This is a genomic window from Glutamicibacter sp. 0426 (assembly GCF_001906485.1).
In the GTDB taxonomy this organism is placed as follows: domain Bacteria; phylum Actinomycetota; class Actinomycetes; order Actinomycetales; family Micrococcaceae; genus Glutamicibacter; species Glutamicibacter nicotianae.
In genome coordinates, this window is record NZ_MPBI01000001.1 from 359901 (window position 1) to 384432 (window position 24532).

Sequence of the window (24532 nt, forward strand, 5' to 3'; positions counted from 1 at the left end):
TTATCAAACTGTTCTTCAAGCAGCGGTAGGTCACATCCAAGGATGGGCAGAACTAACCGATAGAGTGAAGGCATGGTTCATCAGCGTAAGAGTGAAGAAAATGCCCGGATCGGGCAAAAGCACCACATCGAAGCGAGCTGGCCAGGGAAGCAGCCAGAAGATCAGCTTGACCACTATCTCCTGGACAGTCCGCAGGCCGACGTCACGCACACCGATGTGTGGCGAGTGCTGCGGATCCAATCGGAATTCGTCAGCGGCTTTGGAACCATGGCCGATACCGGACCCGCCATTGCAGTTTTCGGTTCGGCGCGCACCGACCGGAACAGCCCTTACTACGCGATGGCCGAGCGTGTCGGCAGCCGCCTGGCCGAGGAAGGCATCACCACGATCACCGGTGGCGGCCCTGGCGCAATGGAAGCCGCCAACAAGGGTGCCGCCGAGAAGGACGGGATCTCGGTGGGCCTGGGAATTGAGCTTCCCTTCGAGACCGGACTGAATGCCTCGGTGAACAAGGGCCTGAACTTCCGCTACTTCTTCGTGCGCAAGACGATGTTCGTGAAGTACTCGCAGGGCTTCATTGTGCTGCCTGGCGGTTTCGGCACCCTTGATGAACTCTTCGAAGCGCTGACCCTTGTGCAGACCAAGAAGATCACCAGTTTCCCGATCGTGCTTGTCGGCACCGACTACTGGGGAGGCTTGGTGGACTGGATGGCCAGCACGCTCGTTGCCGAAGGCACCATATCGCCGGCTGATATGGACCTGTTCACGATCACGGATGATCCTGACGAAGCGGTGGATCTGGTGCTGCGCGCACATCAGGAGAACCAGAAGGTCGGCAACTTGGCGAAGGGGCAGTAACGGATGCCAACGCTCCTGATTGCCATTGCGGTATTGCTGGTCGGCGCGGTCGCGCTGCTGCTCTCCAGCCAGCGGAAGAGCGTGCCAGCCGGCCGCCACTTCGAATCCACCGGGGAGGCCATCACCGGATTGGTCGAGCACCAGGCGTCGCTGCCACCGGTGCTGCTGCCCAAGAATCCGCGCGCCGAGGACGTGGACAAGGTCCGCTTCTCCCTGGGCTTGCGCGGCTACCGTTGCGACCAGGTCGATGATGTGCTCGATGTCCTGGCGGCCGAAATCACCAACCTCGAGAATACGATTCGTGACCTGGAGTCACGGCGTGTGATTAGCGACACGAACGAAAATTAGTAATAATAAGAGATAAGTGTCCCAACTCAGCCGGGATTCCTTGCTGAGGATGGACTAGGCATTCGGTTGCATGCGTGGCAGGCGCCAACGCATGCGTTAGCCACAGACGAAGGGAACAGCTTAATGGCTGCTATGAAGCCACGCACCGGTGACGGGCCAATGGAAGTCGCTAAGGAAGGCCGCAGCCTCATCTTGCGCCTGCCAATCGACGGAGGCGGACGACTGGTGGTCGAGTTGAACAACGACGAGGCAACCGAATTGCGCGAGTGCCTGCTCAAGGTCACCGAGTAGGGTTGCTCAAGTTCCAGCTTGGCCGCACGAGGTGCTCGTGCGGCTATTGAGGACCGGCAGAAATGTCGGTCCTTCGTTTTGCCTGAAAATGGCTCCTAGCGCCGCGTGGCCGGCCTGGCCGGAAGGACAGTTGCCACGAACAATCCCTGCTCGGTTGGGACAAGGTGAGTTTGCAGCCGCGGATCCTCGCGCATCATGCGCAGTGCATCGCGGGTCGTGACGGTGGAAGGCCGTCGCACTGCGGGCTTGGCCAGGCGGTGCTCGTCGAAGGCATTGTTCACGATGATCACGCCGCCGGTTCCCACCAGCCGCTTGGCTTCGGCTACATATTCGAGCAGCAGTTCGGCGCCGGCATCGATGAGCACCAGATCGTAGGCGTGGTCCGCCAAGCGCGATAGGACGTTCTCCGCACGCTCATTGATGATGCGGGCGCGGGCCGAAGGTATTGACGAGTCGCGCAGGCCCTGCCGCATCGCATTGGCGTGTTCCAGATCCGGTTCGATCGCGGTCAGCGTCATGGCGCTGCCCATGGCTTCCAGCATTGCCAGGGACGCGACACCCACGCCGGAACCGATTTCCACGACGTTGCGCGGCTGGCGCAGGGTGCACAGCAGCTGCAGCATTGAGCGGCCCGCCGGGTCAATGCACCGCACGCCCAGGTCTTCCGCGCGCTCGCGAACCGCGGCGACATGCTCCGGCTCGTTGACGTGGGTCTGGGCGTAGGTCCAGCTCGCAAAGAGTTCTGGATTCATCGAAGGCATCTGCGGTGGTCCTCAAGAGTTGAATTGGCGTGGCCAGTATCAATCGTACCTACGCCGTTACCCGAAATTGTTGAACTTGCAGGTTCTCGCGCAGAGGATTCTTAGCTTCAGCTCAGCTTCCCATTTCATACTTGGAGTGTGAACAATGCACGAAGTGAATCTGTTTCTGCCGCTGCGACTGGCGAAACCGCGACCCCGACCTGGGACCAGATGGTCCAGGAGCATGGGCAGCGGGTTTTCCGTTTGGCCTACCGGTTGACTGGCAACCGCCAGGATGCCGAGGACCTTTCCCAAGAGGCATTTGTTCGCGCGTTCAAGGCACTGGAGAACTACACCCCGGGAACCATGGGCGGGTGGCTGCACCGCATCACCACCAATCTGTTCCTGGACCAGGCGCGGCGCAAGAGCAAGATCCGCTTCGATCGTTTCGCCGAGGGAAGCGAAGACCGGATGCCCGGTACAGCTGTGACCCCGGAACGCTATTTCGAATTCAACAACCTGGATGTCGACGTGCAAGAGGCCTTGCGCGCCCTGTCCCCGGAGTTCCGTGCGGCCATCGTCCTGTGCGACATGGAAGGCTTCTCCTACGAGGAAGTCTCACGCATATTGGACGTGAAGCTAGGCACGGTGCGCTCGCGGATCCACCGTGGCCGAGCCATGCTGCGAGACGCGCTGGCTCACCGCAATCCGGCAAATCGCCCAGCCAAGACCATGTCGTTGCCACGCATCCCGCGAGGCTTGCGCGCCGCCAGCTAACCCCGTTCACCGGGTGTTCACCGTTGGCATGGCGCGGTGACTTCGTCAGTCGCTCTGGAACAAGGTAATCTTCTTACGTGGATCTTTTTGGTATTAATGGTGGCGAGTTTGTCGTTCTCGCCGTGCTTGCGGTCGTTATTCTGGGCCCCGAAAAGCTTCCCGAGTACGCCAAAAAGCTAGCGAACCTGGTCAAGGAAGTGCGGCGCATGGCCAATGGGGCCAAGGAGCAGCTGCGCGAGGAAGTCGGCGACGAAGTTGCCGATATCGACTGGAAGAAGCTGGATCCCCGCCAGTATGATCCTCGCCGAATCATCAAGGAAGCGCTTATCGATGAATTCGATGATGCCGTGAATGTTGCCAAGGGTGCCCCTGCCAAGACGGTGGCCCCGGCTCCGGTGCGTACCGCGGTTCCTTCCATCACCACGCAGCAGCAGCTGGGCGCCAACGAACCGGCTCCGTTCGACTCCGAAGCAACCTAGGCCTGCAACCCACTTTAGAAAGTCATTGGCAGCGATCGCCCGGCAAGTCCGCGCGGTCGCTGTTCCAATTTTCCTGCAAGCTCCCGCATTGCCGCGGCGGCCGGAGCATCCGGGGTGCTGAGCACCACCGGCTGGCCGTGATCCGAGCCCACGCGTACGGATTCTTCCAATGGAATCTGGGCCAGCAGCTCGACCGGGTATCCCAGTTGCTGGCTCAGCGAGTCGCTGAGCTTGGCGCCGCCGCCGGAACCGAAGACCTCCATGCGCGTGCCGTCGGGCAGCTGCAGGAAGCTCATGTTCTCCACCACGCCGATCACCTTCTGCTTGGTCTGCAAGGCGATGGTGCCGGCGCGTTCGGCAACCTCTGTCGCAGTGGACTGCGGGGTGGTGATCACCAGGAGCTCGCTATTGGGCAGCAGCTGGGAAACTGAGATCGCCATGTCCCCGGTGCCGGGCGGCAGGTCGAGGAACAGGTAGTCCAGGTCGCCGAAGTAGACATCCGAAAGGAACTGTTCCAAGGCGCGGTGCAGCATCGGTCCACGCCAGATCACCGGCTGGTTGGAATCCAGGAACATGCCAATGGAAATGACCTTCACCCCGTGCGCTACCGGAGGCAAGATCATCTCATCCACCCGGGTGGGGTTCTGCGAGATTCCCATCAACGAGGGAATGGAGAAGCCGTGCACATCGGCGTCGATCAGTCCGACCTTCAGCCCCTGGGCTGCCAGCTGGCAGGCAAGATTCGCGGTCAGCGACGACTTGCCGACTCCGCCCTTGCCGCTGGCCACCGCGATCACCCGGGTCAAGGACGCAGGGTCGGAGAACGGCGTGCGGCGGCTGGCCAGGGACTCGCGCAACGCTGCCCGCTGGTGCGGATCCATGACACCCAGCTGCACCTCGACGTGCTGCACGCCGGCGACGGCCAGCAGGGCCGCAGTGGCGTCCTGCTCGATGGTGGAGCGCATCGGGCAACCGGCGATGGTCAGCAAGATTTTCACCGTGGCCGTGCCATCGGCCAATTCAGCGGATTCCACCATGCCCAATTCGGTGATGGGCCGGCGAAGCTCCGGGTCGTTGACTTGTGCGAGGGCGGCGAGGAGTTCTGGGGTGTTGCTCAATGCTCAGTGGTTCTTCCGGTGCTGGCTCTGCTGGGGCTTGACGGTTTCGATCATCCCGGTTTGCGGCTGGGAGTTCTTGTTGCCGCCTTTTTTCTTGGCGCGCAGGTGCAGCTCTTCGCCGTCGGTGGTTTCCAGCAGCTCTTCAAGGACATTGCGCAATTCTGAACGGACGTAGTCGCGGGTGGCGACATCGCGCAGGGCCAGACGCAGGGAAGCCAGCTCGCGGGTCAGGTACTCGGTGTCGTACAGGTTGCGTTCTGCACGGGCGCGGTCCTCGGACAGCGAGACGCGGTCGCGGTCATCCTGGCGGTTCTGCGCCAGCAGCAGCAGCGGAGCCGCGTAGGAAGCCTGCAGGGAAAGCATCAGCGTCAGCGCGGTGAAGCCGATGGTGGCATCGTCGAAACGCCAATTGATCGGCGCGACCGAATTCCAGATCAGCCAGAAGGCGCAGAATACCGTCATGTACAGCAGGAACTGCGGGGTGCCCATGAAGCGGGCGAACTTCTCCGTGGCCGAACCGAAGAGGTCGGGGTTCGGGGAGAACCGCGGCCAGAAGCGTTGCCGTGCTGCAAGCGGGGTATCCAGGCCGTTACTCTTGCGCTGCTCAGCCATAGCTGGAACTCCTTTGCTGCTGGTGGGTAGTTGGGGCGTTGGCTAGTCCTGGGAACGCCAGTCATCCGGAAGGATGTGGTCCAGCACGTCATCCACGGTGATGGCGCCGACCAGCCGGCCCTCCTTGTTGGTCACGCCTACACTGGTGAGGTTGTAGGTGGCCAAATGGCGAACCACTTCGGTGATATTGGCCAGATCCGACATCGGTTCCAGCTCGGTATCTAGGATATCGCCCAGCGGTTCCGGGGGAGCGGCACGCAGCAGCGCCTGGATGTGAACTTGGCCCAGGTAGCGTCCGGTGGGGGTTTCCAGAGGCGGGCGCACCACATACACGGTGGAAGCCAGCGCGGGGCTCAACTCCTCCAGACGCACCGAGGCCAAAGCTTCCGCGACCGTGGATTCCGGGGTGAGGATGACCGGAACAGGGGTCATGATCGATCCGGCGGTGCCTTCGGGGTAGGCGAGCAGGCGGCGGACGTCCTTGGCCTCTTCCTCGTTCATCAGATCCAGCAGCTGGTGCTTGGTCTCTTCGCTGACTTCGGCCAGGAGGTCGGCCGCGTCATCCGGGTCCATTTCCTCAAGCACGTCCGCGGCGCGTTCCAGCCCCAGTGCGGAGAGGATTTCCACCTGCTCGCGGTCCGGGAGCTCCTGGAGCACGTCAGCCAAGCGCTCATCTTGCAGATGGGCGGCAATTTCCAGGCGTCGCTTCTCATTCATTTCGTGCAAGGCGTCGGCGAAGTCTGCGGGCTTCATCTCGTCGTGGGCTGCCACGAAGGTGTCAGCGGACTGCGGTTCGCTCTTCGAACCGTGGCTGACCTCGTCCCAGGAGACCAGGACCTTGTTGCGGCGGCGCGAACGCAGGCCCAGCAGATTGGCGGTCGGTTCGCCGCGCTGGACATAGTATTCGTTGATTTCCCAGTCGCCGCGACGGGTCTGCGCAAGGCCGATATCCTCGATGACGCCGCGGCCGGACCCGTCAGTGAAGGTGATGGTGCGGTCGAACATTTCGGCGGCCACCAGAATTTCCTGGCCGCGCTGCTGGAAGCGGCGCATGTTCACCAGGCCGTTGCAGATCACCTGGTTGGCTTCCATGGACTGGATGCGGGTCATCGGAACGAAGACCCGCCGCTTGCCGGGGACCTCGACGACCAGGCCCACGCAGGCGGCGGGTTTCTTGGGGCCGCGGGAGACCACCACGACATCGCGTAAACGGCCTAGGCGGTCGCCCAAGGGGTCAAAGACATCAAGCCCGAGCAGCCGGGCGACGAAGATTTTAGACACTTGTGCGCTCACCTTCCTAGACTATCGCGTTCACGGCCTGTTCCCGGTGTGCCAAGCCACAGGCGACGCCCTGTTTCTTTCACCCACAGCGATAGTTGCTTCACAACTATGCAGGCTCACAGTAAACCCGTGCACAATATAGATATGACCTCGCCTCATGGAGTAAATTCGATTAGCACCAGCGGCCTGCCGCGCGGAGAACTGCTTGGACGTTACACCAGCTATCTCGATGCCCAGAAGCTCGTGGATTACCTGGCCGATAATGATTTCCCGGTTGCTGCGGTAAGCATCGTCGGCAACGACGTGCGCACCGTGGAGCGGGTCACCGCGAAGCTTTCCTACCCGCGCGTGGCGCTGGCCGGTGCGGCCCAGGGCGGCATGATGGGCCTGTTCGTCGGCCTGCTGCTGACGCTCTTCGGGGGCGGCGGAAACGGGCTGTACCAGATTCTCTCCGCAATCGGCCTGGGCATGGCTATCTGGATGATCGCTGGCGTGATCAGCTATTCGACCCGTCGTGGCAAGCGCGACTTCGCGTCTTCCAGCCAGTTCGTGGCCACCAGCTTCGACGTAGTGGTTGATTTCGAGCATGCGCAGGCTGCCCGCACCCTGGCCTCCAAGTTGCCTATGCGCCCGCAGCAGGCCCCGGCGCACCCAGCTTCCCAGGCCCCGCAGCAGCAGGCGCCTGCCGTCCCCGCCACGCCTCCAGCACAGCCTGCCGCGGCCGCACCGGCCAGTGGTGCGCAGCCCGCAACGGGCGCGGAGCGCAGCTCGCAGTTCCCCGACCTGCCAGATGGCCGCCCGCGCTATGGCGTGCGAGTGAACGAGGCCCAGCCAGCAGCTCCAGCGGCACAGCCGGCCAAGGAGGAAGCCCAAGCACCGGCATCCGAGGCCAAGGAAGCGCAGGACCTGTCGGAAGTCGAGCCGAAGGTTGATACCTCGCAGCAGCCGCAAGCCCAAGCCGAAGAACCTGACCAGGACTCGGCATCCCGCAAGGATTCGGAAGGCTAGGCGACAGCCGGGCACAAGCAAGGCCTGGGTGCAGTTACCACGGTAACCGCACCCAGGCCTTCGCCGTTTAACGCTGCCGGAGGATTCAGCCGCGCAGCTTAGCCATCCACGCTTCGACCTCGTCAGGCTTGCGCGGCAGGGCAACGCTCAGGTTCTCGGCGCCATCGGCGGTGACCAGAATGTCATCCTCGATGCGCACGCCCAAGCCGCGGTATTCTTCGGGGATCGCCAAATCCTCGTCCTTGAAATACAGGCCAGGTTCGATGGTGAAGACCATGCCTTCTTCCAGCTTGGCATCCAGGTACAGGTCGGCGCGTGCCTGCGCGCAGTCGTGCACGTCCAGGCCCAGATGGTGGCTGGTGCCATGCGGCATCCAGCGGCGGTGATGCTGGCCTTCTGGATCCATTGCTTCTTCCACGGAGACCGGCAACAGGCCCCAGTCGGACAGGCGCTCGGCCAGGACGCGGGTAGCGATCTGGTGCAGGTCGCGGAACTTCAGTCCCGGCTTGGCCGCGGCGAACGCGGCATCGGCGGCATCCAGTACGGCCTGGTAGACCTTGCGCTGTACCTCGGTGTACTTGCCTGACACCGGCAGCGAACGGGTGATGTCCGCGGTGTACAGCGATTCGGCCTCGACACCGGCGTCCAGCAGCAGCACCTCGCCCGGCTTGACGGATCCGGTGTTGCGGATCCAGTGCAAGATGGTGGCGTTGTTGCCCGAGGCGGCGATGGTGTCATAGCCCAGCTCGTTGCCCTCAAGGCGGGCACGGGCGAAGAAGGCGCCTTCGACAACGCGTTCGCCGCGTTCGTGGGCGACGGCCTTGTCCAAGTTGCGCACCACATCTTCGAAACCGTTGATGGTTGCGGCAACCGACTTGCGCAGCTCCGCGATTTCGTATTCGTCCTTGATGAGGCGAAGCTCGGAAACGAACTCGGACAGCTCGGTATCCAGGGCGTCGCTGGCTTCCAAGTCCTGCCCGGTGTTGATGCGCGAGGTGTCCACCAGCGCCTCGATGTTCAGGTCGACTTCGCGCACCAGGCGGATGCGGATGCCGCCCAGGGCCTGCGGGCCGGAGTTCTTGGTGATCGCCATTTCCAGCTGTTCCAGCGAGTCGGTAGGCATCCCGGTGCGTGCCGACAGCGAGGAGAGGGTAGGGCGCGGGCCGACCCAGAATTCGCCGGACCGCGAGTTCAGGTAGAAGTCGGTGGTGTCGCGGCCGGCCATCGGCGCGAAGTACAGGGTGGAGACATGGTTGGAGCCGTGCTCACCTGCGCCGTCATCGGTTGGTTCCATGACCAGTACTGCGTCGGGCTCGTGGTCGACGCCCAGACCGGTGAGGTGGGCGAAGGCCGAATGCGGGCGGAAGCGGTAGTCGGTGTCGTTGGAACGGACCTTGAGCGGGCCGGCCGGGATTACGATGCGTTCGCCTGTGAAGTTTTCCGAGAGCTTGACACGACGGGCCGCCGCGTAGCTGGCAGCGGCATCCTGCTCTGGCAAGTCCGAGGTGTCCTGGGCCCACGAGGAGGCCATGAATTCCTGGAATGCCTTGGACGTTGGACGCTGGGAACGGTTGTTCACGCGGTCTTCCAACGGCTGATCAGTGCTTGGTGCAGTTGAATCTTGATTGGTCATGCTCCAAGTGTGTCACCATCAGGTGTATCCCAGCAAAGAATCAGCGCAGGGGATAACCTAGGCATATGCGAATTGACCTGCACACCCACTCCAATGTGTCCGACGGAACTGAAACTCCGTCCGAGCTGATGCGCGCAGCGTCGGCTGCCGGCCTGGATGTCGTGGCGTTGACAGATCATGACCAGACCAGCGGTTGGGACGAAGCCACGGCGCAGGCGCGGAAGCTGGGACTGGGGTTCGTTCCGGGCATGGAAATCACCTGCCAGGATGCCCACGGCATCAGCGTGCACCTGCTCAGCTACCTGCACGACCCCACCTACCAGCCACTGCTCGATGAGCTGGGCCGCGCGCTGAACTCGCGGATCATCCGCGCCCGCCGCATTGTCGATCTGCTGGCCGAGGACTATCCGATCAGCTGGGATCTGGTGGGGGAGCATTGCCTTCCGGGCTCCACCGTTGGCCGCCCGCATATTGCCGATGCGCTGGTGACCGCGGGAGTGGTGGAGAACCGCAACGAGGCGTTTGCCAACATCCTGTCCTCGCGTTCGCGCTATTACGTGTCGCATCCAGCGGTGAATCCGGCCACTGCCGTGCAATTGGTACGGGAAGCTGGCGGCGTTCCGGTGTTCGCGCATCCCAAGGCCTCAGCCCGGGGACGGGTGGTTCCCGACTCGACCTTCTACGAGATGATCGAGGCCGGTCTGGCCGGGGTTGAAGTGCACCACCGGGACAATACCGCAGAGGGGAAATCCTGGCTGCTCGAGCTGGCCGCCGAGCACGATCTGATCGTTACCGGCTCGTCGGACTACCACGGGACCGGAAAGCTGAACCGGCTCGGTGAGAATCTCACCGAGCCGGACATGCTGCAAAGAATAATCGCCGAGGGGACTGGGACTCAGGCCTCGATGTAAGTGGTGCCTTCAGGCAATCGGGCCTTCATCACCTCGATGGCTTCGACGTTCTGGTCAATCAGCACATACTGGCGTCCCAGCTTCGCCGCCACCGCACCGGTGGTGCCGGAACCGGCGAAGAAGTCCAGCACCCAATCGCCGGGGCGCGAGGACGCGGCCACGATCCTGCGCAGCACGCCTTCGGGCTTCTGCGTCGGATAGCCGGTCTTTTCCTTGCCAGTAGGCGAGACGATCGTGTGCCACCAGACATCCGTGGGAAGCTTGCCCAGGGCGCGCTTCTCCGGGGTCACCAGTCCGGGAGCCATATACGGTTCGCGATCCACCTCGGCCGAATCGAAGTGGTACTTCTTCGGATCCTTCACATAGACCAGGATGGTGTCGTGCTTGGCCGGCCAGCGGCTCTTGGCACGAGCCCCATAGTCGTAAGCCCAGATCAGTTCGTTCAGGAAGCACTCCCGGCCGAAAATCCCGTCGAGCAGCACCTTCACATAATGCACCTCGCGGTAATCCAGGTGCACGTAGAGCGTGCCGTCCTCGGCCAGCAGGCGGTGGGCCTCGCGCAGCCGCGGCTCGATGAAGCTGAGGTAGTCGTCAAAGGCATCGTGATACGACCGGGCGATCCCCAGCTCGGTGTTGTACTCGCGCCCCTTGAATCCGGTGCGGTCGCCTTCGCCTTCGGCAGCGCGGACCATGGTGCGCTGGGCGCGGGTCTGCTTGCGTCCGGTGTTGAATGGCGGGTCCACGTAGATCAGGGTGAAGCTCTGATCGGGCAGGGCGCCGAGGATGGAGAGGTTGTCGCCGTGGTACACGGTATTGCCCGAGGCTGGAACGCCGGACGCGTGGGCGTCTGGTGTTCCAGCATCAGGCAAAGCTGGTTCTTCGGGTAGAGCGAGCACCGCTGGTGTGAGTTCCTTTCGGAAAAGTTGACTGGCCGATTGGACTGGGATCAGTCCTGGCCGCCTGCTTCGGTGCTGCGGGTGCGGCGGCGCGGACGGCGGCGGCGTGCCGGTGCTGCGCCCTCGGCCGCTGCCTGCTCCTCGCCGGCCACATGGGTTTCGCGGTGGCGCTCGTTTTCGCGTGCCGGACGATCCTGCTTGCCCTTGGAATGGCCGTGGCGTGCGCCGTCCTGCTCGGCACCGGAGCCCTGCCCGCCGCGCTGGCGCGTCTGCACGCCGTTCACGGTGCGGGTGCGGGTGCGCGAATTGCTGCGGCGGCGCGGGGTGCGCGCTGATTCCTCGCGGCGCGGCGAACCATCGCCCTCGGCGGCGGCAGTCTTCTTGGCACGCTGCAGCCGGCCTTTGGTGCCCTTGGGGATATCCAGGTCGGTGAAGAAGTGCGGCGACGAGGAGTAGGTTTCCACCGGCTCGGGAACGTTCAGGCCCAGCGCCTTGTTGATCAGCGACCAGCGCGGCACCGAGTCCCAGTCCACGAAGGTCACCGCGGTGCCGGTGTTGCCGGCACGGCCGGTGCGGCCCACACGGTGCAGGTAGGTGTTCTCGTCATCCGGGCACTGCAGGTTGACCACGTGGGTGACGTCATCCACGTCGATGCCGCGGGCCGCGACGTCGGTGGCGACCAGGATGTCGACCTTGCCCGAGCGGAAGGCCTTCAACGCCTGCTCGCGGGCGCCCTGGCCCAGATCGCCGTGCAGCGAACCGGCATTGAAGCCGCGGTCCACCAGCTCATCAGACAGCTTGGCAGCCGAGCGCTTGGTCTGGGTGAAGATGATGGTCTTGCCGCGGCCTTCGGCCTGCAGCAGGCGAGCGACCATCTCGTCCTTGTCCATGTTGTGCGCACGGTAGACCAGCTGGCGGATGTTGCGTTTGGTCAACGAATCGTCATCGCCCGGGTCCTGGGCGCGGATGTGCGTAGGTCGGGTCATGTAGCGGCGGGCCATGGTGATCACGGCGCCGGGCATGGTGGCCGAGAAGAGCATCGCCTGGCGTACCGGCGGCAGTGCGGCCAGGATGCGCTCGACATCCGGCAGGAAGCCGAGGTCCAGCATCTCGTCAGCCTCGTCCAGCACCACGGTGCGCACCTGCTTGAGGTTCAGCACGCGCTGGCGGTTCAGGTCGATCAGGCGGCCCGGGGTGCCCACAACCACGTCGGTGCCGGCCTTCAGCGCGGCAATCTGCTCCTCGTAGGGGCGCCCGCCGTAGATGGTGGTGATCGAGATGTTCGAGTGCTTCGAAGCCTGGGCCAGGTCGGCGCCGACCTGGATGGCCAGCTCGCGGGTCGGTGCGACGATCAAGGCCTGCGGGGCACCGGGGAATTCAAGATCCCCGTAGCCCTTGTCGCCCTCGCGGATCACGCGCTGCAGGGCAGGAATGCCGAAGCCCAGGGTCTTTCCGGTACCGGTCTTGGCCTGGCCGATGATGTCGTTGCCGCCCAGGGCAACTGGCAGGGTCAGCGCCTGGATCGGGAAGGGGTACTCGATCCCGGCTTCCGAGAGCGAAGCAACAATGTCTTCGCGAACGTTCAGATCGGCAAAACTCTGCTTGGCCGGTTCTGCGGGGGTTGGCTCGTTGTCTTGTGGTTCGGCAGCTGCGGCCGAAAGCGTCGTGTCAGTCACGATGTCCGTGTTCTCGTTTCATGCGGGCACGGCACCTGTTCCCTTCCGGCTTGCAAGAAGCCGGGAGCATGCAGGGTGCCGTACGAATCCAGCGGAGCCGATCGCTGCTTTCACGCTCGGTAGCTTGGTCAAGCACCTGCGGGATGGCGACCGCTGGGAAGTCGCCATAAAACTGTTTCATCTATCAGCCCATTGCGATCGGGCATCCTAATTGCTAATAGGCCAAGCATAGCCGGTTTTGACCGGAAACCCGGGCTTAGGAGTCCGAAGCCACGATTTCGAAGCTGATCTTGCGCACTTCGGGATCGGCCTGCACCAGCTTCACGCGCACCAGGGTGCCTGGCTGGGCGGATCCGGTAAAGGATCCGGTAATCGGTTCATCTGCCAGCTGGAGGACACCGGGACGAATCTTGCCGTCCTCTTTCTGCTCAGCGGACTTCAGCACGATGGCCTGGAATTCTTCCCCGACCCGTGTTTTGAGCACATAGGCTTCGAGCAGGTCAACGGCCGCATTGTTCACCCGGTTGGCGGCAGTGCTGCTGCTGCGCATCAGCCCGGGCAGATCCTCCAACGCCGAGCTGAGCTGTGCCGGGAGCGGCTGGCCGGTGGACAGCAGGTTGCAAGTGAGCAGCACGAAGCGGTCCACGAGACGGCGCAGCGGCGCGGTGGTGTGCGCGTAGGGCGCTGCCAGTGCCGCCTGGATGAGTTCTTCCTCGGGCTGCCCATTGATGACCTGGTAGTCCGCGCCGCGGAACAGGGCGGCGGCGCGATGCATGATGACCAGCTGCTTCGGGTCGCTGACGTCCAATGCATGCAGGTACTGCCCGTAGCTGAGCGATTCATCCCACGGAGTGCCGAGCAGCTGTGTTTGGGTACGGAATTCGCGCTGGTCTGCGTCGTCCGGGGCAGGCATGGTGCGCAAGATGCCCACGCCGGCTTTGAGCATGATGCGGGCCGCGGCAATGCCGGTGAGCAGGGAAATCTGCGCGTTGTGGCCTTCCAGCGGCAGGGGAGTGCGGCTGACCAGCTTGTAGCCCTCGCCTGCTTCTTCAATTTCCTGATCCGGCAAGTTCAAGGAGGCGCCGCCGCGCAGTTGCTCTTGGCGCAGGCGGGCCGCGCCGATTTCGGCGAGCAGCTCGAGCTGCTCATCGGGTTCTCCCGAATCCAGCCGGGCCTGGGCCGAGGCGTAGTCCAGCTGCGCCCTGGAACGGATGCGCGCGCGGTTCAGTTCGACCTTGCCGAGGGCGCCATCGGCGTCCAGGGAAATTTTCCAGTGGAATGCCGGTCGTTCCTTGCCCGGCAGCAGCGAGCCCTGGTCCTCGGAGATCAGCGGCGGGTGCAAGGTGATCTTGCGGTGCGGCAGATAGTAGGTCTGGCCGCGTTGGCGGGCCACCGCATCAAGCTGGCCGCCCAGGGCAACGAAGGCTGGCACGTCGGCGATGGCGTAGTGCACTGTGTAGCCGTCGCCGTGCCGTTCAAGGAACATCGCCTGGTCGAGATCGGTGGCGCCGGGTGGATCAATGGTGAAGAAAGGGATGCCGGTCGCGTCCTGGTCGGGGAGCTGCAATTGGGCTACCGCCTGCTCTGCGGCTTCCAAAGTCTGCTCGTCGAAAGGTGCCGGCACCTCGAACTCCGCTTCCAGGCCGAGCAGCAGCTGGGCCAGCGAGTTGGCGGGAACCGGGCGGGGGCTTCGGATTCTTCGTTCAGTCACACCCAAGGAATATCACGACTCGGTGACTCGAATCACTATTTGGGCAAAGAAATAGCCGGTTTCGCATTCGGGCGAAACCGGCCACCAGCTGCCAAGGCGGGGCCTTGGCGAGCTGCAAGCGCTACTGTGCGAAGCCGACGCGGCGCACTTCTTCCGGGCCAACCTCAACGTAGGCGATGCCAGCGGAAGGCACCAATACCTCGCGGCCCTTTGGATCCTTCAGTGCCAGAACGGTTCCGTCGGCGATAGCCTTCGCTACCAGCTCGTTGACTTCGGCGTTGCTCAGCTCGGAGTCAAGCACTACTTCGCGGGCTACATTCTGAATGCCAATGCGGATTTCCATGATTGTCGCAGATCCTCTCGAACGAAATAGGTGTCCCGTGTGGGGCCTCTGGTCACTAATTTAGCTAGTTTTCCTTCGGGAACTGCGAAATTCCGCGCCAAGCTAAACGGGAGATCAGCTCGACTGCTGCCTCCTGGTCCACCGAGGACTCGCTGGTGGCCCAATAGCGAGCCGAAACCTGCGAGAGCCCGGCCAGTGCGCGGCCTGCCAGCAGGCCTTCGTCCTCGCTCATATCGGTATCCTCGACGACGACGCGGGCGATGGAGGAAGCCAGCGAGCTGTTGAACTGCTCGATGCGATGGGCGATCAGCGGATCGGAGAGGACATCGGATTCGAAGATCAGGCGGTAGGCCTGGGATTCGCCCTTGATGTAGCTGTAGTACGTGTTGATGGTGGCGAAGACACGCTCGCGGTTGTCATTCGTGGAGCGGATCGCTTCATCGAGCTGCCGGCTGAAGTCGGCCAGGTGGGAATCGAGCAAGGCGAGATACAGTTCGCGCTTGCCGGGGAAGTGCTGGTAGAGGACCGGCTTGGAGACCAAGGCGACTTCAGCAATTTCGTCCATCGACGCGCCATGATAGCCGTGGGCCACGAAAACCTGGTGCGCTGCCTGCAGCAACTGGCGCCGACGCGCTTCACGTGGCATCCGTTGGGGGCGGGTGCCTTTGATATTTTCGAGTTCCGTCATGTCGAATGGGGCCTTTCCAGCTGCAGAGTGATCAGCTCCCAAGTCATCGAAGGAATTGTCGGGAGAGTAATCTACTTGGAAGTAGTATTCCATGCTTCTGTGCGGAAAGTGGAAAAAACCGACGGGAAATCAGATTTTCTACGCTGATTTGACTTCAGGCGCGGCAGGGCAGTTGCCCTGGGCCTGCAGTGGTTCCGATTTCTCGGCAACGGGCTGGTCAAGTTCCAAGCCGTAGAGGGTTTCCAAGGCCGCGACATACTCGCTGGTGCGGCCTTCGCCTGCCAGCTCGCGGGCGCGCATGGTCGGCACGTGCAGCAACTGGCGCACCATGCGGCGCATGGCGAGTTCCACTTCCTCGGCGGCGGCGCTGCAGCCGTGCTGTGCGCGGACCTTGGCGATTTCCGCATCCAATACGGTCTTGGTGTGCTGGCGCAGGGCGACAATCGCGAAGTCGGCTTCGCGTTCCCGCTGGGCTGCGGCGAACTCAGCGGTGGCCTTCTTGACGATCCGGCTCGCCGCGTGGACGGCCATCGCCTGTTCGGTCGGGGCAGCCATGCGCACCGATTCCAAGGTAATCAGCTCGACATCCGGCAGTTCCACCAGGGTCGGGTCGAAGTCGTGGGTGAGCGCCATGTCGATGGCGATCAGCGGGTGGTTCTTCACCCGCAGGGCTTCGAGCTCTTCGCGGGCCAGCTGGTGCCCGCCTCCGGAGCAGCCCACGATGATGTCGGCTTCGCGTAGGGCCTGCGGCAGCAATTCGTCGTTCAACGGGAATCCGCCGCGCTTGGCGGTGAAATCTGCGGCGCGTCCCGAATGCGAGTAGACCGAGATGCGCTGGACCCCGCGTTCCTTGAGCAACGCCATCGTGGCGCCAGCGTAGGAACCGGTGCCAAAGAGCACGACGTCCTGTTCGGACCAGTCGCTGGCTTCATCGCGTAGCTCTTCGGCCAGATCGAGGGCTACCGAAACCACGGACTTGCCCTGGGTGCCGAGGTTGGTGTTCGAACCGACATCCTTGGCTGCGCGGGTGGCGTTCTGGAACAGCCGGGTGAGGTTGCTGGTCGTGGTCTTCTCCTGCTGCGCCTGGGTCAGGGCGCGACGCACCTGCCCAGCGATTTCGCGTTCGCCGACCACGGCAGAGTCCAGGCCGGCGCCGACGGAGAAGAGGTGCTCGATGACCGGGTCGCCTTCCAGCGTGGTCAGGCGGCGGGACAGGAATTCGGGGGAGAGGCCTGCGTTGGCGGCCAGCTCGTTGACCAGATGTTCCGCTGCATCCTCCGCATGGTCCACGTCTGCGTAGACCTCGAAGCGGTTGCACGTAGCAAGCACGACGGCACCATTGATAACTGCCGATCCGTTAACGGAGGCAGCTGCCAGCCCATCGGCCGAAGCACTGATCTGTGCCACGGTCTCCAGATCGAGCTGCGAATGCGATGCGACAAGAGATAAGAAAACCACAGTGACCCCAGAATAGGCCGGAAAATACCGGCAGACAACGCAGGTGTGCCTAATATGGCATGGTTCCGTGGGGTTAGTTTGCTCACCTTCACCTGCGGGCGAACGCCGTAAATGGGCTTTTAATCCCAAGACTTGGCAGAATTGGGGCATGACCCTGTCGCAGAACCATCCGATGCTTGATGGACGTACCCAAGATTCCGCTTTGATCCAAGCCTTGACCGGCAAGAAGCCTTCGCATCACCCGGTGTGGTTCATGCGCCAGGCCGGCCGCTCGCTGCCTGAGTACCTGAAGCTGCGCGAAGGGGTGAGCATGCTCGACTCCTGCCTGGATCCAGCCATGGCCAGCGAGATCACCCTGCAGCCGGTGCGCCGCCACAAGGTGGACGCTGGCATCTTCTTCTCGGACATCGTCATCCCGCTGCGCCTGGCAGGCATCGGCGTGGACATCGTGCCAGGAGTCGGCCCGGTGCTGGACACCCCGATCCGCACCATGGAACAGGTCGCGGCGCTTCCCGAGCTGACCGACGAGTCGCTGGAACCGATCCGCGAAGCGGTGCGCCTGACCGTAGCAGAGCTGGGCAAGACCCCGCTGATCGGTTTCGCCGGTGCCCCGTTCACCGTGGCCGCCTACATGGTCGAGGGCAAGCCGAGCCGCGACCACCTGGGCCCGCGCACCATGATGCACACCGATGCGGAGGTCTGGGACGGGCTGATGACCTGGGCAGCTAACGCCTCGGGCCAGTTCCTGCGCGCGCAGGTCGAGGCCGGCGCCTCGGCCGCCCAGCTCTTCGACTCGTGGGCCGGGTCGCTGTCGCTGCCGGACTACCAGAAGCATGTCGCCCCGTACTCGGTGAAGTCCCTGGACTACGTCCGCGATCTGGGCGTGCCGCTGATCCACTTCGGCACCGGCACCGGCGAGCTGCTGACCGCGATGCGCGATGCCGGCGTGGATACAGTCGGCGTGGATTACCGCATCCCGCTTGCAACGGCGATCGAGCGTTTGGGCCAGGACGTTTCGGTACAGGGCAATATCGACCCGGCACTGCTGGCAGCCCCATGGGAAGTCCTCGAAGCGCACGTGCGCGAGGTGGTTGCGGCCGGCAAGAAGGCCCGCGGCCACGTGGTGAACCTGGGCCACGGTGTTCCCCCGACCACCGACCCAACCGTGCTGACCCGTGTGGTCGAGCTCATTCACTCGCTGTAATTCAACAGGTCTAAGCTAGGTTTAACGCCGTGTCCCACTGGCCCTCGACGCCACGGCCAGCGGGACAGGGCCTCGGCATATCGTGAAGGTGGAAGGTGCAAGGCACGTGAGCAAGGAACAACGCAATGTGCGCGCAGGGGAATCAGCGCAAGCCACCGGTGCATCCAAGCCGCGACGGGATATTGCCAACGATGCCGCGGCGCACGCCTTGCGCCTGCTGGAAAAGGTGCGCAGCGCCAGCGAAGCACGCCTAGCGAAAACCGGATCAGCGGACCAGGCTGAGAAGCCATCGGCACCGCATGCGGTAGTGGTCGGCGGCGGCATCGCCGGGCTGGTCGCTGCCCGTGAGCTTCGCCAGACCGGACACGAAGTAACCGTGCTGGAAGCAACCGGTACCTTCGGCGGCTGCGTGCGCACGACCGAAGTCGCCGGGCTGGCCATCGATGCCGGCGCGGAATCCTTCGCGCTGCGCGGAGGCATTGTTGCCTCCTACCTCGACGAGCTGGAGTTGGGCGGGCAGATTGCCAAGACCTCAGGTGCGCGGGCCTGGCTCGTCCAGGGCGAGGAGCAGGACATCCTGGCCCACCCGATGCCTGAAACCGCCTTGCTGGGCATCCCGGGCAATGTGCGCACCGACGAGGTGCGCTCGATCATCGGCCGGCCCGCCACCGTGCGCGCCGCGGCGGACCTGATCACTCCGATGAACAAGAAGTGGGCTACCGAGCCGCTGTCCATTGCCGAGGTGGTTCGTTCCCGCATGGGCCAGGCGGTGCTGGACCAGCTGGTGGCCCCGGTCGTCAACGGGGTCTATTCCACCGACCCCGCCAAGATTTCCATTGACGCCGCTGCCCCTGGCCTGCGCCAAGCGATGCTGGAGACCGGTTCGCTGGCTCGCGCCGTCACCAAGCTGCAGGAATCGGCGCCGGCAGGCTCCCGGGTCGCCGGCCTGAACGGCGGCATGTACACCATGGTCGAAGCCCTGGTTTCCCAGCTGGGGGAGGCAGGCGTGGCGCTGGTGCGCAATTCGCCGGTCACCGCGGTGCGCCACGACGGGCAGTCGCCAACCCCGTACACGGTGAGCACCCTGGGCCAGGAACTGCACGCGGACCGGCTCGTCCTGGCAACGCCCGCGGCGTCGGCACTTGCGCTGCTGAACCCGCTGCTGGCACCCGAAGACCAGCTGGCCAGCGAAGGCGGCGACAACGCCATCGCCTTGGCGATCCTGGTGGTCGACAAGCCCGAACTCGACGACGCCCCGCGCGGTTCCGGCGTGCTGGTCTCCAAGGGAGCCCCGCTGACTGCCAAGGCGCTGACCCACTCCACGGCCAAGTGGCCATGGCTGGCGGACGAGGCAGGGCCCGGCACCCACGTGCTGCGCCTGTCCTTCGGGCGCATCGGCGAACATGATGCACTGGTCGAATCCGGGGATGACTCGGCTCTCATCGAACAGGCAATCAAAGACGCTTCAAAGATTCTCGGTGTTCAATTGCATCTTGATGATGTCTTGGGAAGCACCGTTTCACGCTTCAGCGACATGGTTCCGCTGCAAGGCCAAGCCGCTGCCGCGCGCCGTGGCCAGCTGCAGCGCAGCCTGTCGGACTTCGAAGGGCTCGATGTGGTTGGCGCATGGATCGCCGGCACCGGATTGGCACGAGTGATCAGCCAAGCCCGCAGTGCCGTCGCGATCAGCGCCCGCTAACCGCGCCCGGGACAACCAACCTGGACTTTTGTCCGAAACCAGATCAAGGAGAATATCAAGTGAGCAACGCACCGGAGCATAATTCCCCAGTTATTCGCGAACGCGAAAACGCAGGAGAAAACCCGACGTTCTTCTACACTCTCTGGACCATTTTCAAGCGTTCCGACATCGTTGAGCGTTCCGAGGCGGCTGCCGCTGAATTCGATGCACTGGTCTCCGAGCTGGCCGCCGAAGGCGCCACCGTCCGCGGCATCTACGACGTATCGGCCATGCGCGAAGACGCCGACCTGATGGTCTGGGTGCACGGGCCATCGGCCCAGCTGCTCCAGGCTTCGATGCGCAAGATCCGCCGTTCGGCCCTGCTAGAAGGCACCGAGATCGTGTACTCCACCATGGCCGTGCACCGCGAAGCTGAATTCGCCAAGGACCACTCGCCCGCGTTCGCCCGCGGGGTGGCCGCCAAGGAATGGATGACCGTCTACCCGTTCGTCCGCTCCACCGAGTGGTACACCCTGGACCCGGCGGCCCGCGGCAAGATGCTGCGCGACCACGGCATCCTGGGCCGCGAATTCCCCAACGTGCTGGCCAACACCGTGGCCGCGTTCTCCTTCGGCGACTACGAATGGCAGATCTGCCTGGAAGCCGATGACATGATCGACCTGGTCGACATGATGCGCCACCTGCGCTACACCGAGGCCCGCCACCACGTGCGTGAGGAGACTCCGTTCTACACCGGCCGCCGCATTTCGGCAGCCGAAGCGCTCGAGGTGCTGAAGTGAGCCAGGCCTTCGATCCCCGCGAGGGATATGACAGCAACGGCCAGATGATTCCCAAGGCCTACGAGGCCATCCTGCTGGCATCCTTCGGCGGCCCGGAGGGGCAGGATGATGTCATCCCGTTCCTGCGCAAGGTCACCGCGGGCCGCGGCATCCCGGATGAGCGGCTGGAAGAAGTGGCGGTGCACTACCGCAAGAATGGCGGCGTCTCGCCCATCAACGCGCAGAACCGCGCGCTGAAGGCAGCGCTGGAAGCCGAATTGGCCGACCGCGGCATCGACCTGCCGATCTACTGGGGCAACCGCAACTGGCATCCGTTCATCGACGACACGCTCAAGCAGCTGGCAGCCGACGGCCACCGCAAGGTGCTGCTCATGGGCACCGGCGCATACTCCGGCTACTCGGCCTGCCGCCAGTACCGCGAGGATGCCGGCATGGGCCTGGTCAACACCGGCCTGGACGGCGTGGTGGAAGTGGACAAGCTGCGCCAGTTCTTCGACACCCCTGCCTTCATTGCTCCTTTTGTGGATTCCTTGCGCACCTCGCTGGCCAACGTGCGCGCCCAGCTGGCCGAAACAGGCAAGGAAGACGGGGCGATCAAGATCGTCTTCGTCACCCACTCCATTCCGATGTCCGATGCCGAGGCCGCTGGGCCCGAAGGCATCCGGGGCGAGGGATACGAGAATCTCTACACCCGCCAGCACCAGGCCGTAGCCAACGGCATCCTGTCCCAGGTGGAAGAAGCCCAGGGACTGGAGCACAGCCTTGTCTACCAGTCCCGCTCCGGGGCACCGCATGTGCCATGGCTGGAACCGGATATCAACGACGCGCTGGAAGAAGATGCCGCAGCCGGCATCGCCGGTGTCGTGGTGGTGCCCATCGGCTTCATCTCCGATCACATGGAAGTCATGTGGGATCTGGATACCGAAGCCAAGGACACCTGCGCGGAACTGGGCCTGGCCTTTGACCGCGTCGCCACCCCGGGCACCCACCCCGGGTTCATCTCCGGCCTGGTCGACTTGGTCGAAGAACGCCTCGCCGGTCCCGACGGCAAGGCCTTGCGCGCAGGACGCGCCTCGGTGGTCGAGGGCGGCCCATGGTTCGACGTCTGCCGTCCAGGCTGCTGCGAAAAGCGCGCGCTGGATGGAACCCTGCGCCCGACCATCGGCGCCGTCGACTCGGAAGTAGGTGTGCCGGCACCATGAGCGAAGCATTCCGCGTAGGAACCCGCGGCAGCGCGCTGGCAACCACCCAGACCGGGTGGGCCGCCCAGCAGCTGGCCGAGATCTCGGGCCTGGAGGTGCAGACCGTGCTGGTCAAGACCGAAGGCGATGTGGTGACCGGTTCGCTGGCCACCCTCGGCGGCACCGGGGTCTTCGCCGCCGCGTTGCGCCAGCACCTCCTGGATTCCGGGTGCGACCTGGCCGTGCACTCGCTCAAGGACCTGCCCACCGCGCAGCCCGAGGGCCTGGTGCTGGCCGCCATCCCGCCGCGCGAGGACGTGCGCGATGCGTTGTGCTCGCGCGACTCGCTGGGCTTGGACCAGCTGCCGCAGGGCGCGAAGATCGGTACGGGTTCGCCGCGCCGCGCCGCCCAGCTGCTGGCCTACCGCAGCGATTTGCAGATTGTCGATATCCGCGGCAATGTCCCCACCCGCTTGGGACGAGTCAAGGGTGTCGGGGAGACCTTGGATGACGGCAGCGTGGGACGCAGCACCCAGGGCGACCTGGACGCGGTGATCCTGGCGGCAGCCGGCATGCGCCGGTTGGGCTTGGAGAAGCACATCACCGAGTACCTGGATCCTGCCATCATGCTGCCGGCCCCGGGGCAGGGCGCGTTGGCGCTGGAAACCCGTACCGCCGGCTCCGGCCACAAGTCACTGGATGCGGCGTTGGCGCAGTTCGACGATGCCGCCACCCGCATGCAGGTCGAGGCCGAACGCGCGCTGCTGGCTGAACTGGAAGCCGGGTGCGCCGCCCCGATTGGCGCCTTGGCGCATATCGAGGGCGATGAGCTGGTCCTCGAAGCCGTGGCCTGCAACCCTGATGGCTCGCAGACCATGCGCCGCAGCGCCCGCACCGCGGCCAGCTCTGTTCAATCGGCGCAGCAGCTGGGCCGTTCGCTGGCGCAGTCGATGATCGCTGACGGCGCGGCCGTCGTCGCCGGACTGGCCTAGTCCCAGCAGATGGCCTACCAAGCACTGATCCTGCGCAACCCGGCACGCGCCGCGGCCACCGTGCAGGAATTCGAGCAGCTGGGCATCACCTCAAGGTGTGCCCAGCTGATCGATACCGTCTGGCCCGAGGACCGCAGCCAGCTGCACCGCATGGGCGAAGAACTGGTGGCCGGCCGCTTCAGCTGGCTGGTGTTCACCTCGGTGAATACGGTCCATGTTGTTGCACAGGTGCTCGATGGCCGGCAGCTTCCCGCAGATCTGCGGATTGCCTCGGTAGGCCAGAAGACCACCGGCGCAATTGCCCGGCTGCTGGGCCGGTCGGTGCACTTCCAGCCGGCCGAGCAGTCTGCGGCCGGGATGGTGGCCGAATGGCGCCTGGAAGCAGGGGCGCGGATCTGCTATCCGCATGGGGACCTGGCCAGTTCCACGCTGGCTGACGGGCTGGCCGAGCATCCGGTCGAGGTCAGCGAATGCATCGCCTATGAAACCGTTGATGCCGGCCGTGGCGGCCAGCCGGTCACCGAAGCAGTGGCCGCCCCGGGGATCAAGATCCTTCCGGCGGAGCAGATCGGTGCCACACTGGAAGAGCTGGACCTGGTGGTCTTTTCGGCCCCGAGCGTGGTTCGCCGCTTCATCCAGCTGGCAGGCAGCCGCTTGCCGTCCCGGACGCAGGCCATCGCCATCGGCAAGCCGACGGCCGCGGCCATGGAACGCGCCGGGCTGCCCGTGCATGCGATTTCCGCGCAGCCCACGCCGCAGGGCCTGGCCCGTGCGGCCCAAGATTTGCTCCGGCGCACCGGTCCTTCCGGTGCCGCGGAGCGTACCGCAGAATAAGAAGTTATTGAGAACTGGAGAAAGAGGAGCCATGGGTTTCCCCCAGCATCGCCCGCGCCGGTTGCGGCAGAATCCTGCGATCCGCCGTCTGGTGGCCGAAAACGAGCTTTCGACCCGGCAGCTGATCCTGCCCGCCTTCGTGCGCGAAGGGCTGAGCCAGCCCAACGAGATCACCTCCATGCCTGGGGTCTACCAGCACACCATGGATTCGCTGAAGGCGGCCGCCAGCAACGCGGCCGAACTCGGGCTGGGCGGCATCATGCTCTTCGGCATCCCCGAGGAACGCGATGAGAACGGCTCGGCCGGAATCGACCCGCAGGGCATCCTGAACCAGGGCATCGCCGCGGTGCGCGCCGAAGTGGGGGACGAACTGGTGGTCATGTCCGACGTGTGCCTGGATGAATTCACCTCGCACGGCCACTGCGGCGTGCTCGACGAGCACGGCATCGTGGACAATGATGCCACCCTTGAAATCTATGGCCAGATGGCCATGGCGCAGGCCGAGGCCGGCGCCCACATGCTGGGTCCCTCGGGCATGATGGACGGCCAGATCGGCGTCATCCGCCAGGCCCTGGACACTGCCGGACGCCAGGACGTCTCGATTCTCGCCTACAGCGCCAAGTACGCCAGCGCCTTCTACGGCCCCTTCCGCGAAGCCGTGGACTCCCAGCTGGTGGGGGACCGCCGGACCTACCAGATGGATTCGGCCAACCGGAGCGAAGCAGTGCTGGAAGCAGAGCTCGATATTGCCGAGGGAGCCGACATGATCATGGTCAAGCCGGCCATGAGCTACCTGGACATCGTGCGCGACATTGCCGATATCTCCCCGGTTCCCGTTTCCGCCTACCAGATTTCCGGCGAGTACTCGATGATCGAGGCCGCCGCGGCCAACGGCTGGATCGACCGCAAGGCCTCCGTGCTCGAATCGCTGCTGTCGATCAGGCGCGCCGGTGCCCAGCAGATCCTCACCTACTACGCAGCCGAAGTTGCCGGCTGGCTCAAGGAAGGCAAGTAA

General features: G+C 64.2%; 25 protein-coding genes. 14 read left to right on the forward strand and 11 right to left on the reverse strand.

What is annotated here, in order from left to right; all coding sequences use genetic code 11:
• Positions 1-72 precede the first annotated feature (72 nt).
• From BKX98_RS01795 to BKX98_RS01805, 3 genes are all read left to right on the forward strand, one after another.
• A complete protein-coding gene (locus BKX98_RS01795; RefSeq protein WP_073705965.1) occupies positions 73-858 on the forward strand; it encodes a TIGR00730 family Rossman fold protein in 786 nt (261 codons plus the stop codon).
• 3 nt (positions 859-861) lie between these two features.
• A complete protein-coding gene (locus BKX98_RS01800; protein ID WP_073705966.1) occupies positions 862-1206 on the forward strand; it encodes a DivIVA domain-containing protein in 345 nt (114 codons plus the stop codon).
• Positions 1207-1329: 123 nt separating this feature from the next.
• The gene (locus tag BKX98_RS01805) at positions 1330-1497 is read left to right on the forward strand and encodes a DUF3117 domain-containing protein (protein WP_013349509.1); all 168 of its coding nucleotides are present in this window, start codon (positions 1330-1332) and stop codon (positions 1495-1497) included.
• Positions 1498-1592: 95 nt separating this feature from the next.
• On the opposite strand, the gene BKX98_RS01810 is transcribed toward BKX98_RS01805, so the two are convergent.
• Positions 1593-2258 (reverse strand): O-methyltransferase, encoded by a 666-nt coding sequence (locus BKX98_RS01810; RefSeq protein ID WP_083586583.1) that lies wholly within the window; start codon positions 2256-2258, stop codon positions 1593-1595.
• Between the two features lie 138 nt (positions 2259-2396).
• Here BKX98_RS01810 and sigE point away from each other — a divergent pair, with 138 nt between their 5' ends.
• Both sigE and BKX98_RS01820 read left to right on the forward strand, forming a co-directional pair.
• Positions 2397-3014, forward strand: a complete 618-nt coding sequence (gene sigE / locus BKX98_RS01815) for an RNA polymerase sigma factor SigE (RefSeq protein ID WP_038990605.1) — start codon at positions 2397-2399, stop codon at positions 3012-3014.
• A gap of 77 nt (positions 3015-3091) precedes the next feature.
• Positions 3092-3493, forward strand: coding sequence for a sec-independent translocase (locus tag BKX98_RS01820; protein ID WP_038990604.1), 402 nt, complete (start codon positions 3092-3094; stop codon positions 3491-3493).
• 14 nt (positions 3494-3507) lie between these two features.
• Here BKX98_RS01820 and BKX98_RS01825 read toward each other — a convergent pair whose 3' ends face one another.
• The 3 genes from BKX98_RS01825 to BKX98_RS01835 are packed head-to-tail and all read right to left on the reverse strand — an operon-like array spanning position 3508 to position 6516.
• Complete coding sequence (locus tag BKX98_RS01825) at positions 3508-4611, reverse strand: Mrp/NBP35 family ATP-binding protein (RefSeq protein WP_073705967.1); 1104 nt, start codon at positions 4609-4611, stop codon at positions 3508-3510.
• Positions 4612-4614: 3 nt separating this feature from the next.
• Complete coding sequence (locus tag BKX98_RS01830) at positions 4615-5223, reverse strand: DUF1003 domain-containing protein (RefSeq protein WP_073705968.1); 609 nt, start codon at positions 5221-5223, stop codon at positions 4615-4617.
• Positions 5224-5265: 42 nt separating this feature from the next.
• Entirely contained in the window at positions 5266-6516 is a 1251-nt protein-coding gene (locus BKX98_RS01835; protein WP_038990601.1) for a magnesium transporter MgtE N-terminal domain-containing protein, read from the reverse strand.
• Between the two features lie 132 nt (positions 6517-6648).
• On the opposite strand from BKX98_RS01835, the gene BKX98_RS01840 reads away from it, so the two are divergent.
• Positions 6649-7512, forward strand: a complete 864-nt coding sequence (locus BKX98_RS01840; protein WP_073705969.1) for a general stress protein — start codon at positions 6649-6651, stop codon at positions 7510-7512.
• Between the two features lie 85 nt (positions 7513-7597).
• On the opposite strand, the gene BKX98_RS01845 is transcribed toward BKX98_RS01840, so the two are convergent.
• Positions 7598-9145, reverse strand: a complete 1548-nt coding sequence (locus BKX98_RS01845) for an aminopeptidase P family protein (RefSeq protein ID WP_073705970.1) — start codon at positions 9143-9145, stop codon at positions 7598-7600.
• A gap of 65 nt (positions 9146-9210) precedes the next feature.
• Here BKX98_RS01845 and BKX98_RS01850 point away from each other — a divergent pair, with 65 nt between their 5' ends.
• Positions 9211-10056 (forward strand): PHP domain-containing protein, encoded by an 846-nt coding sequence (locus BKX98_RS01850; protein WP_073705971.1) that lies wholly within the window; start codon positions 9211-9213, stop codon positions 10054-10056.
• On the opposite strand, the gene BKX98_RS01855 is transcribed toward BKX98_RS01850, so the two are convergent.
• The 6 genes from BKX98_RS01855 to BKX98_RS01880 form a co-directional block, all read right to left on the reverse strand.
• Positions 10041-10925, reverse strand: coding sequence for a site-specific DNA-methyltransferase (locus BKX98_RS01855; RefSeq protein WP_073706425.1), 885 nt, complete (start codon positions 10923-10925; stop codon positions 10041-10043). The two genes, BKX98_RS01850 and BKX98_RS01855, sit on opposite strands and share 16 nt — an antisense overlap.
• Positions 10926-11002: 77 nt before the next feature.
• Positions 11003-12628: a DEAD/DEAH box helicase gene (locus BKX98_RS01860; protein ID WP_038990597.1), complete on the reverse strand. Its 1626-nt coding sequence runs from the start codon at positions 12626-12628 to the stop codon at positions 11003-11005.
• 256 nt (positions 12629-12884) lie between these two features.
• Positions 12885-14339 carry an RNB domain-containing ribonuclease gene (locus BKX98_RS01865; RefSeq protein WP_073705972.1) on the reverse strand — a complete coding sequence of 485 codons (1455 nt, stop codon included), beginning with the start codon at positions 14337-14339 and terminating at the stop codon, positions 12885-12887.
• A gap of 121 nt (positions 14340-14460) precedes the next feature.
• Positions 14461-14682: a DUF3107 domain-containing protein gene (locus BKX98_RS01870; RefSeq protein WP_038990596.1), complete on the reverse strand. Its 222-nt coding sequence runs from the start codon at positions 14680-14682 to the stop codon at positions 14461-14463.
• A 64-nt stretch (positions 14683-14746) separates the two neighbouring features.
• Entirely contained in the window at positions 14747-15370 is a 624-nt protein-coding gene (locus tag BKX98_RS01875; protein WP_052253668.1) for a TetR/AcrR family transcriptional regulator, read from the reverse strand.
• Positions 15371-15508: 138 nt separating this feature from the next.
• Positions 15509-16828, reverse strand: a complete 1320-nt coding sequence (locus tag BKX98_RS01880; protein ID WP_073705973.1) for a glutamyl-tRNA reductase — start codon at positions 16826-16828, stop codon at positions 15509-15511.
• 148 nt (positions 16829-16976) lie between these two features.
• Between BKX98_RS01880 and hemE the strand changes: the two genes are divergently transcribed.
• From hemE to hemB, 7 genes are all read left to right on the forward strand, one after another.
• Positions 16977-18032 (forward strand): uroporphyrinogen decarboxylase, encoded by a 1056-nt coding sequence (gene hemE, locus BKX98_RS01885; protein WP_073705974.1) that lies wholly within the window; start codon positions 16977-16979, stop codon positions 18030-18032.
• A gap of 106 nt (positions 18033-18138) precedes the next feature.
• Positions 18139-19731 carry a protoporphyrinogen oxidase gene (hemG, locus tag BKX98_RS01890; protein WP_158024643.1) on the forward strand — a complete coding sequence of 531 codons (1593 nt, stop codon included), beginning with the start codon at positions 18139-18141 and terminating at the stop codon, positions 19729-19731.
• Positions 19732-19823: 92 nt separating this feature from the next.
• The gene (hemQ, locus tag BKX98_RS01895; RefSeq protein ID WP_073706427.1) at positions 19824-20510 is read left to right on the forward strand and encodes a hydrogen peroxide-dependent heme synthase; all 687 of its coding nucleotides are present in this window, start codon (positions 19824-19826) and stop codon (positions 20508-20510) included.
• Positions 20507-21712, forward strand: a complete 1206-nt coding sequence (locus BKX98_RS01900; RefSeq protein ID WP_083586585.1) for a ferrochelatase — start codon at positions 20507-20509, stop codon at positions 21710-21712. The genes hemQ and BKX98_RS01900 overlap by 4 nt, the downstream gene beginning before the upstream one ends.
• On the forward strand, positions 21709-22683 hold the full coding sequence (hemC, locus tag BKX98_RS01905; RefSeq protein WP_038990589.1) for a hydroxymethylbilane synthase: 975 nt from the start codon (positions 21709-21711) through the stop codon (positions 22681-22683). The genes BKX98_RS01900 and hemC overlap by 4 nt, the downstream gene beginning before the upstream one ends.
• Before the next feature lie 9 nt (positions 22684-22692).
• Complete coding sequence (locus BKX98_RS01910) at positions 22693-23517, forward strand: uroporphyrinogen-III synthase (protein WP_073705976.1); 825 nt, start codon at positions 22693-22695, stop codon at positions 23515-23517.
• A 31-nt stretch (positions 23518-23548) separates the two neighbouring features.
• The gene (hemB, locus tag BKX98_RS01915) at positions 23549-24532 is read left to right on the forward strand and encodes a porphobilinogen synthase (RefSeq protein WP_073705977.1); all 984 of its coding nucleotides are present in this window, start codon (positions 23549-23551) and stop codon (positions 24530-24532) included.